At 71.5% G+C, this 12,355-nt stretch carries 9 protein-coding genes; 2 read left to right on the top strand and 7 right to left on the bottom strand.

Annotated elements, in window-relative coordinates; genetic code table 11:
* Positions 1-59: 59 nt before the first annotated feature.
* Positions 60-263, bottom strand: coding sequence for a cold-shock protein (locus tag ACQEVZ_RS23980; protein ID WP_033363591.1), 204 nt, complete (start codon positions 261-263; stop codon positions 60-62).
* A 520-nt stretch (positions 264-783) separates the two neighbouring features.
* Between ACQEVZ_RS23980 and ACQEVZ_RS23985 the strand changes: the two genes are divergently transcribed.
* A complete protein-coding gene (locus ACQEVZ_RS23985; RefSeq protein ID WP_433370089.1) occupies positions 784-1,665 on the top strand; it encodes an RNA polymerase sigma factor SigF in 882 nt (293 codons plus the stop codon).
* Between the two features lie 426 nt (positions 1,666-2,091).
* Here ACQEVZ_RS23985 and ACQEVZ_RS23990 read toward each other — a convergent pair whose 3' ends face one another.
* Genes ACQEVZ_RS23990 through ACQEVZ_RS24000 form a run of 3 tightly spaced genes read right to left on the bottom strand, consistent with a single transcriptional unit; the run spans position 2,092 to position 6,654 of the window.
* On the bottom strand, positions 2,092-3,747 hold the full coding sequence (locus ACQEVZ_RS23990; protein WP_433370092.1) for a hypothetical protein: 1,656 nt from the start codon (positions 3,745-3,747) through the stop codon (positions 2,092-2,094).
* Positions 3,744-4,712, bottom strand: coding sequence for a glycosyltransferase family 2 protein (locus ACQEVZ_RS23995; protein ID WP_360573062.1), 969 nt, complete (start codon positions 4,710-4,712; stop codon positions 3,744-3,746). Before ACQEVZ_RS23995 ends, ACQEVZ_RS23990 begins: the two co-directional genes overlap by 4 nt.
* A gap of 25 nt (positions 4,713-4,737) precedes the next feature.
* Positions 4,738-6,654 carry a hypothetical protein gene (locus ACQEVZ_RS24000; protein ID WP_433370095.1) on the bottom strand — a complete coding sequence of 639 codons (1,917 nt, stop codon included), beginning with the start codon at positions 6,652-6,654 and terminating at the stop codon, positions 4,738-4,740.
* A 150-nt stretch (positions 6,655-6,804) separates the two neighbouring features.
* Here ACQEVZ_RS24000 and ACQEVZ_RS24005 point away from each other — a divergent pair, with 150 nt between their 5' ends.
* Positions 6,805-7,965: an LCP family protein gene (locus tag ACQEVZ_RS24005; RefSeq protein ID WP_433370098.1), complete on the top strand. Its 1,161-nt coding sequence runs from the start codon at positions 6,805-6,807 to the stop codon at positions 7,963-7,965.
* 181 nt (positions 7,966-8,146) lie between these two features.
* On the opposite strand, the gene ACQEVZ_RS24010 is transcribed toward ACQEVZ_RS24005, so the two are convergent.
* The 3 genes from ACQEVZ_RS24010 to ACQEVZ_RS24020 form a co-directional block, all read right to left on the bottom strand.
* Positions 8,147-10,219 (bottom strand): hypothetical protein, encoded by a 2,073-nt coding sequence (locus tag ACQEVZ_RS24010; RefSeq protein WP_433370101.1) that lies wholly within the window; start codon positions 10,217-10,219, stop codon positions 8,147-8,149.
* 47 nt (positions 10,220-10,266) lie between these two features.
* The gene (locus tag ACQEVZ_RS24015; protein ID WP_360573070.1) at positions 10,267-11,529 is read right to left on the bottom strand and encodes a nucleotide sugar dehydrogenase; all 1,263 of its coding nucleotides are present in this window, start codon (positions 11,527-11,529) and stop codon (positions 10,267-10,269) included.
* A 96-nt stretch (positions 11,530-11,625) separates the two neighbouring features.
* Positions 11,626-12,243 carry a hypothetical protein gene (locus ACQEVZ_RS24020; RefSeq protein ID WP_433370105.1) on the bottom strand — a complete coding sequence of 206 codons (618 nt, stop codon included), beginning with the start codon at positions 12,241-12,243 and terminating at the stop codon, positions 11,626-11,628.
* Positions 12,244-12,355 lie beyond the last annotated feature (112 nt).

Consider the following 12,355-nt stretch of genomic DNA (forward strand, 5'->3'; position numbering starts at 1 on the left):
CGGGGGCTTGCATACTCCTTCGGCCGTGAAGCGGGTCTCGGCCTACGACTAAGGGTGTGTCAGACCGGACGGATGTTGTCGGCCTGCGGACCCTTCTGGCCCTGAGTGATCTCGAACTCGACCTTCTGACCCTCGGTCAGCTCGCGGTAGCCGGTGGCCTGGATCGCCGAGTAGTGCGCGAACACATCGGGTCCACCGTTGTCCTGCGAGATGAAGCCGTAGCCCTTCTCCGAGTTGAACCACTTCACCGTGCCTGATGCCACGTGTAACTCCTTAGCGACGACACCCCGACCCGCACCTCACGGATCAATGTTGAATCAGGTGCACGCCACGGGTGAGACGGTAGCTTGCGCGCTGCGAAAACGCAGCCCCGGTTTCGGCATACGGACCCGATCGACTACCGAATTGAAATGCACAACCATTCCTTTTGTGCACACAGAGTATTGATGCACTCAACAGTCAGTGACATTGCGGCCGATCCACGCCCCGTGGGAGCGCTCATCTCGCATTTGGCGCATCGCTCTAGTACAGTCGGGCTCGGTCACCTCGTCCGAACGGACGATTTAGGGCTCCCGTCCAGCAGCGGCGGACCGGCCCTCAGGCTGACCTCGCAGGTCTTGCACCGGCACTCAAACAACGGGTGTCGAGAGCGATTCCCGACCGGCGCCGGCTCCAGTGCGCTCAGCGCCTGCCCCGGCACGGTGACGCAACCCCTTCCCGCACGGCTATGACGACCGTGCCGTCACCGCTGTTCCGGTCAAACGCCCCCGAAAGGTCATCCCGATGACGATCTCTGTCTCCAGCACCGCTGCCGTGTCCGCGCCGTCCGTCCCCGCCTCCCGGGACGTCAGCCGCGCCATCGCCCAGAGCCACGAGACCCCGACCGAGAGCAGCAGCACGCGGGCCAACGACGCCCAGGCCAAGGCCCTGCTGTCGCTGCTCGGCGACCTGCCCGCCGGCGCCGACCGCGACCGCGTCCGGGCTCGCCTCATCGAGCTGTACATCCCTCTCGCCGAGTACCTGGCCCGGCGCTTCCGCAACCGCGGCGAGCAGTTCGACGACCTCGTCCAGGTCGCCAACCTGGGCCTGATCAAGTCGGTCGACGGCTACGACCCGGGCCGCGGTGCCGCGTTCACCAGCTACGCCATCCCGATGATCGTCGGCGAGCTCAAGCGCCACTTCCGCGACAAGGGCTGGGACGTCCGCGTGCCCCGCCGCCTGCAGGAGCTGCGCCTGGAGATCTCGAAGGTCTCCGGCGACCTCGCCCAGGACCTGGGCCGCTCCCCCACGGTCGCAGACCTCGCCGCCCGCCTCAACGTCAGCGAGGAGGAGATCATCGAGGGCCTGGACTGCGGGCAGGCGTACCGCGCGCTGTCGCTGGACGCCCCCGCCGGCGACAGCACGGACGCCGGCGCCAACGGCCTCGGCGACCTGCTCGGCGGCGAGGACCCCGACATGGTCAACGTCGAGAACCGCGAGGCCCTGCGCCCCATTCTGGCCAAACTGCCCGAGCGCGAGCAGAAGATCATCGCGATGCGGTTCCACGGCAATCTGACCCAGTCGCAGATCGCCGCCCAGCTCGGAATCTCCCAGATGCACGTGTCCCGCCTCCTTGCGGGCGCGCTGCGCACCCTCCGGTCCGAGCTGACCGCGCTCGCCGAGTAACCGTCACCGTCCGCAAGCGTCTGCGGCCCGGAGGAATGCAATGTCGCATCCTCCGGGCCGTTCGCGCTGCACAGACGCCGGTCAATGCCCCACAATGCCGGAATTGAACCGAAAAACGGGATCGGACGCTGAATGCGCCGCGACCGCTCGCAACGAACCCCGTCGCCCCGGCCGCTCTCCGGACCCGACTTCTCCGAGGGCTTCGACGGTCCCGGGGCCGGGACGACCGCGACGGACAGCCCAGCGCGCCGATGCCGTCTACCCGGAACGGATCAGGCCCGGGAGGACCGCGACGGACCCCCGGCCCGCCGATGCGGTCCACCCGAACGGATCAGGCCCGGGGCGACCGCGACGGACAGGTCCGGCGCGCCGATGCGGTCCGCTGGGAGCGGATCAGGCCCGGGACGTGTCGTGACCGCTCTCGGCCTACGGCGCAGGATCAGCCGACGCCGCGGGGGCGGCCGACTGTGCGGGCTCGGTCGGGGCGGATGACGGGGCCTGGACCGGGACGATCGCGGGGGCCTCGGCGGTGCGCCTGGAGCGGACCTCGCCGGCGAGCAGGACGAGCCAGATCGCGCCGTTGGTGCCGCCGATGACCCAGTCCTCGGTCATGATCGTCGGTACGGCGGCGGCCGCGGCCACGGTGAACCAGGTCGCGGGGTGGCGGACGCCGGGGCGGCGCAGGACGACCGCCTGCCAGAGCCCGCGCAGGGCGTGCCAGAGCAGCAGCGCCACGCCGATGAGGAAGCCGATCGCGCCGAGGACGCCGCCTCGGCGGAAGGCGCCGACCGCGGCGTTGTCGGTGTTCAGGTCGCGGCGCGGGCCTTCCTTGGGGGCGCCGTCGTCGACCCGGTGCACGACGGCCCGCGAGGTGCGGGCGTCGCCGAAGGTCTTCTCGGCCCAGCCGGCGTGCTCCCAGTCGACCCAGACCTGGCGCCACGTGTCGGTGCGCCCGCTGGTGACGTCGTTGCCGCCGGCGGTGAACCGGTCGCGGAACAGGAAGTCGCTGCCGCCGCCGATGGTGAAGACGGCCACCAGCACCAGGAACGGCATCGCGACCGCCACCAGCGCGGGCCGCCCCCAGCGGTCGAGGTCGCCGTCCTGCCCGCCGGCCGTGGTCTCGCTCCGGCGCTGCTCAGAAGGCTGGGAACCGGCGGCGTGGCCGGTCCGGCCACCAGGGCTCTTCCGGCCCGTCCAGTGGCGGAGCAGTACAACAGCCGCGAACGCACACGCGGCGGCTGTGGCGAACACGAAGCCGGTGCGGGAGTCACTGATCGAGAGGACCAGGGCGGCGACGGCCGCGACGCCGACGCGCTGCCAGGCGGCGAACGCCCGGTCGAAGCCGACCCGCACGGCGGCGATCACCACGAGGCCGGCGAGGGAGTTCGGGTGGTAGAAGAGGCCGGAGCCGCCCCAGAAGCGGTTGCGCATCATGCGGGCCGAGGCGCTGTCGGGGATGGCGTGCAGCTCGTCGAAGAGGCTGCCGGCGCCGAAGTAGAGCAGCGCGCCGATGCCGACGAGGATCGCCGCGGCCATGCCGACGCTGAGGTCGCGGTGCCGGTCGCCGGCGGAGTCGCCGTCGCGGTCCCGCCGGGTCGTGGCGACGACGGCCAGGACCGCGAGGGTGAAGACGCCGAGGTACGCCAGCCGCTGCGCCGCCACGGTCAGGTGGCCGGCGCGCAGGACGAACAGGGCGCCCAGCACGCCGAAGACCCAGTAGGACAGGCCGAGCCAGGCACCGCCGAGGCCCGGCAGCTCCCGCAGGGTGCGCAGCCACGGCCGGCCCCAGACGGCGAAGACGACGACCTCGACGAACAGCACGGCCCAGATGACGATCGGGTGCTGGGTGGACGTCCAGGTGAGGATGCCGGCGAGCGTGAAGAGCCCGCCGGTGACCGCGCCGCGCAGCGTGATGCCGCGCAGGCTGGCCGCGAGGCCGATGACGCCGAGCGCGATGACCGCGGCGGCGAAGGCCTCCGCCGATTCGCTGACGCTGCCGGTGCGGCCGTGCTCCAGGATCGCCGCGAGGACCGCCAGGACGACGGCGACGGCGCCCGCGGGGATCGCGGTGCGCCTGCTCATCGGGCGCTGGCCTGCAGCTGCTTCTTGCCCTTGCGCCGGCTGCGGCTCAGGAAGAAGTCGCGCACGACCCGCCGCGGCCCGGCGGGGACCAGCCAGACCTGCAGGAAGGTCACGTAGTCGGTCATGCTGGGCTTGCCGTGCCGGCGGGCCTCGCCGAGCAGGTCGAAGAAGACCCGCGGGCTGCGGCTGGCGGCGGCCATCGAGCCGACGACGCTCATCGCGAGCGCCGCGTAGGCGCGGGGCGTGACCCGCGGCCGGGTCTCGCGCAGCCAGACCAGCGACTGCTTCCACGGTGCGTCGAAGCTGATCCTGGGGCGGTTCTCGTCGGCGTACCAGATGACGAGGGGCTCCTCGGCGTAGATCAGGTCGACGCCTTCCTCCTGCAGGCTGCGCAGCGTCCAGTCGAGCTCCTGCAGGCGGCGCAGCCCGTCGGCGAACGGCACCTTCCGCAGCAGCGCCGTCGGCGCCATGATCGTGGAGGTCTGGATGAACCCGTCGCCGTGGAAGAGCCCGTGCCGCACGGCCAGGTATTCGCTGATCGGCTCGCCGGGCGCCGGGACGCGGCGCGGCATGATCAGCTCGGCGCGCGGCGTGCGCATGTAGAGGCGGCTGCCCACGATCGGCAGCGGGACCCCGGACGCCTTCGCCCGGGACAGCTGGGTTTCCAGCTTCTCCGGGAGCCACTCGTCGTCGTCGTCGAGGAACGCGACCCACTCGGCGGCGGCGACGTCGACGCCGTGGTTGCGCGCTGCGGGCGCCCCACCGGACGTCTCCCGCTCGACCCAGCGGACCCGCTCGTCGCCGATCTCGCGAAGGGCCGCGACTGTCGCGGCGTCGGGTCCGTCGATGATGACGACGACCTCGATCTCCCGCAGCGTCTGGTCCAGTGCGCTGCGCACGGCCCGGACCACCAGCTCGGGCCTGTTGCGCGTCGGAATGACGACGCTCACCACGGGTGTTTGCACGATGACCAATCCGTCTCGGCGATCCTTAAGGGTTCGCTGGCGTAGCGTACACGAGCTGCACTTTTGTCGGATACTTCGCGGCGAGCGCGCGCGCTGCCTCGATGTTCGACGGTGCCGCCGGATCACCGAAGGCTACCGGCAGCGGCTGTCCGGCCCGCACCGCGGGGCGGCTCGGGTGATCCGTATCCACAACGAGCAGGCTGGCCGCCGGGTCGTGCAGGAAGAACCGGACCGGCACCGGGCTGTCGGCGACGAGACGGTCGAGGTCGGCCATCGTGCCGCCTTTGCCGCCGGGGTACAGCAGTCCGGACCATCCCGGGAAGTTCCGGTACTGACCCTGCAGGGCGGCGGCACCGAGCGTGCCGGACCAGTTACGCCAGGGCGTGCTCATGAGGTTGACGTTCATCGCGCCGCCGCCGTCGGGGAACATCCTGGCGATCAGCAGCGCGTCGCGGGCCGCCTCCGGGGAGCCACGGTCCTTGCCGAGCGCCAGCTTCACGCCCGGCGCGACCGGCGTCGTGTGCCACTTGCCGCCGGCGACCACCATGAGCAGCACGACGGGCACGGCGACGGCGGCGGTGGCCTTGAAGCGGAGCCTGGCGAGCCCGCCGAGGGTGCACAGCGCGACGACGATCAGCAGGTGCAGGAGCTTGTCGAAGTAGTAGACCGTCCTGCCGAGGGTGGCCAGCTGGTACGCGCCGAGCCCGGCCGCCATCAGCCCGGCGGTGGCGAGCGCGAACCCGGCGGCGCGCAGCCGCGGGCTGCGCAGCGCCAGGACGCCGATCGCGGCGAGCACCGCGAGCAGCGCCGTGGCGGGCCGGTCGACGACCCGGGCGGTGCCGTTGAGCAGCAGCTGGCCGCCGCTGGAGGCGCGCGCCGCGGTCAGCGGGCCGATCGCGGCGAGCCCGGCGACTGCGACCGCGACCAGCCACGCCCACCAGAACCGCCACAGCCGGGCGCGGACGGCCCACAGGGCGGCGACGATCCCCGCGTAGGGCAGGAACAGCGAGTAGGTGAATGAGACGCCGACCAGCAGCAGCGCGACCGTCGCGGTCTGCTCGCCGCGGCGGGTCAGGGGGCGGGCGACGACCGCGGTGAGGACGGCGGCGCAGGTGAGGCCGGCGAGCTCGTTGGGGTAGCCGCGGGACAGGACGGTCACCGGGTCGCCGAGGACCAGCCAGGCGGCGGCGAGCGCGAGGACCGGCAGCAGGCGGGCGGGGCTCGCGCCCGGGCCGGCGATGCGGCGGGCGGCCCACAGCACGGCGAGGGCGAGCAGCAGGTACGTGCCGACGAGCAGCCACACCATGACGTCGACGGCGGTCGCGGGCGCGGCGTTGTGCCCCGACGAGCGCACGAAGCGGTCCAGGACGGCGTAGCTGAAGTGCAGGCCCTGGGGGTAGTTGGCGATGCCGGTCAGCTCGGCGTCGGGCACGAACGGGCGCAGTGCCTCCGGCCGCATGAACAGGTAGCCGCCGGTGCGGCCGATGACGTCGAACAGCAGGTAGTGGCGGGCGATGTCCTCGCCGGCGAGCGGGAGGCCGAGGCGGCCGCCGAGGTCGCGGACGACGTAGGGGACGAGGGCCACCAGCGACACCGCGGCGACGGCTACGGCGAGGAGTGCGTCTTTGCGCATCGGGGGCATTTCGGGCACCCGGCCGGTGGCCGCCGCCATCAGTACCAACACCGACAGCGCAATGCCGGCGATCAATGTCGGATGCAGGTGGCCGGGCCACAGCGTGAGCGCGATCCCGAAGACGCAGGCCGCGCCGAACAGCTGGCTCCCGGCCGTCACGACCCGGTCCAGCAGGCTCGTCGTGCCCCGCTGGATCGCCACGGTGCCCGCCAGGACCAGCACCGGAAGCACGAAGTCCAGATGCAGCTGGTGGGTCGCGAGCGGGACGAGCCAGGCGAGCGCCAGCGCCACCACCGTTTTGCGGATCACCAACACGCTCCGTATCGATCGGGGGCACCGACGATGCAACGTCGCCGACGGGAGGTGACGATATCGCGTCGTCCAGGTACGGTGCAGAAGGCTTCCGGGGCCGGCCTTCATGACGGAAGGTGATTGCCGAATACGGGGAGTGGCGGGGAGTTGACGAAGGGCGTGGCGCGGCGGAAGGGTCGCGGCCGGCGGGATCCACTGTGGGCGCGGATCCTCGTGATCGCCGGTGCGCTCCTGATGATCGTCTCGGGTGCGACGTTCGTGCTCAAGGACGCCGTCTTCGGCTATGCGACCCGCAGCGTCAACAAGGAAGACCTGCTGCCGTCGGACCAGGGCAAGCACGCGTCGGTCAACGGCGCGAAGAACATCCTGCTGATCGGCATCGACCCGCGGCCCAACCAGGACCCGACGGAGCCGATCCGCTCCGACTCGATCCTGATCCTGCACATCCCGGCCAGTCACGACATGGCGTTCCTGATCTCCATCCCGCGTGACACGTGGGTCGCGATCCCGAGGTACAGCAACGGCAAGCGCACCTACAACGGCGGCAAGTCGAAGATCAACGGCGCGTTCGCCGAGGGCGGCTACGGCCTCACCGGCAAGGACGCGCGCAAGCACGGCACGACGCTGCTCGCCGCCACGATCAAGCAGAACTGGGGCGTCACGTTCGACGCGGCGGCGATCGTCGACTTCGTCGGCTTCCAGGACGTCGTGCGGGTCCTCGGCGGCGTCGACATGTACGTCGACCAGCGCACCGTCTCCGTCCACATCGGCCACGACGCCAAGGGCAACACGAAGGTCCCGTTCGAGCAGAAGGACGGCCCCAACGGCGGCACCGTCCTGATCCCGATCAAGGGCGTCACGCCGAAGGTGTACGAGGTGGGCTACCAGCACCTGGCCGCGTGGGAGGCGCTCGACTTCGTCCGCCAGCGCGAGACCCTCCCGAAGAGTGACTACGACCGCCAGCGCCACCAGCAGCAGTTCATCAAGGCGCTGCTGAAGAAGATCGCCAGCAAAGAGGTCATCGGCAACCCGAGCACCCTCAACAAGGTCCTCGAGGTCATCGGCCGCGCCATGACCATCGACACCGGCAGCATCGGCCTCGACGACTGGATCTTCGCGATGCGCAGCATCGACGGCGACCGCATGCTGACCCTGAAGACCAACGACGGCGGCTTCCACGCCTCCCCGGAGAACCCTGGCGCCGAGGCCCTCGACCAGACCACCCTGGACCTGCTGAGCGCCGTGCGCACCAAGACCGTGCCGGCCTTCGTCGCCGCCAACCCGAGCATCGTCAGCTCCAGCAGCTGACCACCGCACCGCGGGCCGACCACGGTCGATCCGGCCGGCGCTCACAACGCCGCCGCGTCCACCGGCCTGGTGCCCATCGGCCTGACGGCCATCGACGTGGTGATCCAAGGACCGGACTGGCCGTCATGACGACCGGGGTCCGCGTCGCGTGAGGTGATGTCCGTGGCCGAAGCCGGCGGGTTCACCGGCTGCGGATGATGACGTAGGCGACGTCGCCCTGGCGGTGGACCTGCCAGGTGGGTGAGCTGTAGAACTCGCAGGGGTGGATCGGTTTGACGCAGACCATGGCGTCGACGGTGGTGTTCGACGTGGCGGGCAGGTTCGGCTGGAGGGACTGCAGGGACACGATCTCGGTGCCGGGCAGCAGGATCCACCAGGGGTACTCCCAGGTGTTGTAACCCTGCACGAGGCCGACCCGGCGGGCTCCCGAGGCGCGGACCGCGGCGGCGGCCCACTCGTAGTCGCGCTGCCACTGCGGCTCGCGGATGAAGCGCTGCTCCATCTGGGAGGTGGTGAAGATCGAGCCGTGGCCGACGAGGCGGCGGGGCCAGCCGTAGGCGACCGCGAAACCGCCCGCCGCGACCCCGACCGCGAGCGCGCCGGTCGTCATCCAGGTCGCGGCCCGGCGGCTGGTGAGCCCCGCGAAGCGACCGCCGCCGGTGGGAGCTCCGACACGACCGCCGCCGGCGTGACCGTCGGCAGGGCTGGTGAGGCTCGCGAAGCGACCGCCGCCGGTGGGAGCTCCGGCACGACCGCCGGCGAGGCCGGTGAGGCTCGCGATCCAGAGGCCGGCGAGCGGCGCGCCGAGGACGATCAGGAAGACGATGAGCCGGTTGCCCCAGGGCTGCCACTTCACGGTGATGACGTAGGCGAGCAGCGCCAGCCAGAACACGCCGGCATACAGCCTGGTTCCCTTGCGGAAGGCCAGCAGCAGCGCGCCGAGCAGGATCAGCACGCCCTGCGCGGGCAGCGACACGCGGTCCTCGTCCGGCGGCCATGACATGTACGGGTATTTCTCGTTCCAGTACGTGATGTCCCGGGCCTGCGGGTCGACGCCGAGGACGCCGGCGATCCCGATGATGCCGGCGGCCAACGCGTCGTTGAGCGGGCCGATCGGGGTCTGGAGCGCCGTTTCCGCGATGCGCAGGCCGTTCACGAGGACCGAGGCCGGGTCGTGCCGCTGCATGGAGATCGACTCGCGCAGGTGCGCCGGGCCGAGCGGGTTTTCGTAGGTCTGCTGTACCCGTAGCAGGGACGGACCCGCGAGCAGCAGCATCAGCGCGCCCGTCGCCAGGGCCGCGACCAGGCCGCGCCACCACCGCAGGCGCAGCTGCGCGCCGACCCAGACGAGGAGCAGCAGCCCGGCGGCGAGCAGCCCGGTCGCCTTCGTCAGCAGGGTCAGCCCGGCGGCGGCGCCGATGAGCAGGGTGTCGAGCGTGCCGGAGCGGGCGCGCAGGCCGTCGAGGGTGAAGGTGGCGACGCAGGCGACCCACAGCGCGACCACCAGGTCGGTCTGGGTGCTGGTCGCCTCCAGCACGACCATCGGGGTGGTGCCGACGATGAGCGCGGTGATCAGCTGGGCCCGGGTGCCGCCGCCGAGCTGGCCGGCGATGCGGGACGCGGCGAGGACGACGCCGACGCCGGCGGCGAGCTGGACCAGGTTGTAGTAGCCGTCGCCGCCGGTGAGCAGGCGCAGGTGCAGCAGCAGGTACTCCGCGCCCGGCGCCATCGCGAGCTGCCGGTCGATGATCGTCGGGTAGAAGTCGACGTCGCCCCGCTGGACCCAGTGCTCGATCTTCGGCAGGTGGTAGGTCTGCGAGTCGTAGTTGTTGGGCGGTGCGACGAGCGCGACGACCAGGTCGAGCAGGAAGAGCCCGCCGAGCACGCCGACGATGAGCCGCTCGACCCGAGCGAGGCCGGTCCACCGGGCGCGGACGGAGCGCCACGAAGTGGCGAATGCTGATACTTCCGGTTCAGCGGGCGCGGAGCGCCTGATGAACCGGAAGAAGCCGGTAGGCGTGGAGCGGCGGACGAACCAGAAGCAGCAGGCGGACAGCACCGCGAGGGCGAGCAGCCAGGCCACGATGACGGCGGGCCGGTGCAGGGTGTGGAACGATGACAGCGCCTCGACGGCGAGGCAGGCGGCGCCGCCGACGAGGACGGCGGCCCGCAGCAGCGCGAGCCGCACGCCGCCGCCGAGGCGCAGACACAGGCACGCGACGGCCACGAATGTGAGCAGCGGCACCACGATCACCGGGCCAAGCTACCCGACGACCGCGGCGCCGCCGCAGGGTGAGAAACCTAGAGGCGTTCGACGGCCGCGCCGTGGCAGCGGGCCCGGGTGTCGAAGATGTAGCTCGCGTGCCGCTCGACCATGTCGTAGTCGAAGTCGTCGTGGTCGGTGAGCAGCACGACGGCGTCGGCGGCGGCCAGCTCGGCCGGGGTCAGGTCGACCAGCGTTACGCCGCTGACGTTGCCGGTGTCGCGCTGCGCCGCGTGCGGCTCGACGGCGTGCACCTCGGCGCCCTGCGCGACGAGCAGCTCGGCGACGGCGCGGGCCGGCGACTCGCGCAGGTCGCCGACGTTGCTCTTGTACGCGAGGCCCAGCAACAGGATCCGGCTGCCCCTGATCGGCTTGTACCGGTCGTTGAGGCCGGCGGCGAGGCGCTGCACGACGTAGCGGGGCATGCCCTCGTTGACGTCGTTGGCCAGCTCGATGAACCGGAAGCGCTGCCCGACCTCGCGCTTGACCTGCCACGACAGGTACGACGGGTCGATCGGCAGGCAGTGCCCGCCGACGCCGGGGCCGGGGTCGAACGCCATGAACCCGAACGGTTTGGTCGCGGCCGCGCCGATCGCCTCGCGGACGTCGACGCCGAGCTGGTTGGCGACGATGGCGAGCTCGTTGACCAGCGCGATGTTGATGTGGCGGAAGGTGTTCTCGAAGAGCTTCGTCAGCTCGGCCGTCCGCGGCGCGGAGACGGGCACCAGCCGCTGCACGAACCGCTGGTAGAAGCGCGTCGTGGCGGCCAGGGACGCCTCGTCGATGCCGGAGACGAGCTTCGGGGTGTTGTCCAGGTGCCAGGTGGGGTTGCCCGGGTCGATGCGTTCGGGGCTGTAGCCGAGGAAGAAGTCGTCGGGCGCGCTGAGGCCGGAGGCGTGCTCCAGCAGCGGCCGCAGGACGGTCTCGGTGGTGCCGGGGTAGGTGGTGGACTCGAGGATGACCGTGCAGCCGGGCCGCAGGTGCGGGGCGAGCTGCAGCGCGGCCTGCTCGATGTGGCTGATGTCGGGCACGCCGTCGGTGAGGGGGGTCGGCACGGTGATCGCGCACGTGTCGAAGCCGGCGGCGTCCGCGTAGTCCTCGGTCGGGTGGTACCGGCCGGTCTCCAGCGCCCACGTGAGCAGGTCGTCCGGGACGTCCTCGACGAAGGAGATGCCGGCACCGAGGGACTTGACCCGGTCGGTGTCGACGTCGAGCCCGACGACGTCGTCGCCCGCCTCGACCGCTCGGATGGCGAGCGGAAGGCCGACGTAGCCCTGCCCGATGATGACTGTTTTGCCCATGATCATCCTAAGGGTGGGAACACTCGACCCGCCGGCCGAAGCGTGGCCGACGGGTCGAACGCAGATGCGAGTTGGTGGTGTTGGTTGGTGTCGGTGTCAGGAGGCGCGCCGGCGGCGCATGACGAAGCCGCTGCCGGCCAGTGCGGTGAGGCCGAGCAGGCCCGCCAGCAGGTCGGCGCCCGGGGCGCCGCGGTGCTGCGTGTCGCCGGCGGCGAGGTCGGTGGACTCGGTGGCCGCGCCGGTTGACGAGGCCGTCGAGGACGAGTCGGTCAGGCTGGCCTCGTTGGCCGACAGCCGGAACGGGCTCCAGCCGCCGAAGAACGGGCCGAAGAAGCCGGCCGGCCGGTCGCCGCCGTCCCACTTGTCGCCCCCGCCGTCGTGGCGCACGCCGTTGCCGAGCGGCGTGCCGGCGAAGAAGTCGTCGCCACCGAAGCTGTAGTTGCCGCGCCAGGCGAGCACCCGCACGGTGACGGTCGCCGTCTGCTTGGACTTCTTGCCGGTGACCTTGATGGTGGCGTAGCCCGGCGAGGTGAGCCGGACGTTCGCCTCGAACCTGCCGTCGTCGTCCGTGCGGCGGTCGCCGCTCACCCGGGCGGGGAACGGGCCGTCGAAGCCGCCGGAGTGCCGGGTGACGCGGTACTGGACGCGGATCGAGATCGGCTCGCCGGGAAGGAACCGCTTCCCCGCGATGCAGACCACGCCACCGGTGCTCACAGAGGCCGAGCTCACCCTGAGGACCGGCTCGGGAGCCGGATAGGCAGCAGCGGCCGCTGCTCCACCACCGGGTTCGGCGTGGGCGGCGGTCGGTGCTCCCAGCACTGCCGCC

Origin of the sequence: Dactylosporangium sp. CA-152071 (assembly GCF_050936335.1) — a bacterium.
Classification (GTDB): Bacteria; Actinomycetota; Actinomycetes; order Mycobacteriales; family Micromonosporaceae; genus Dactylosporangium; species Dactylosporangium maewongense.

Excerpts from the sequence above, each read along its gene's own strand:
- ACQEVZ_RS23985 (WP_433370089.1), top strand. The coding sequence starts at position 784 with ATGACGATCTCTGTCTCCAGCACCGCTGCCGTGTCCGCGCCGTCCGTC.
- ACQEVZ_RS23990 (WP_433370092.1), bottom strand. The coding sequence starts at position 3,747 with ATGAGCAGGCGCACCGCGATCCCCGCGGGCGCCGTCGCCGTCGTCCTG.
- ACQEVZ_RS24015 (WP_360573070.1), bottom strand. The coding sequence starts at position 11,529 with ATGGGCAAAACAGTCATCATCGGGCAGGGCTACGTCGGCCTTCCGCTC.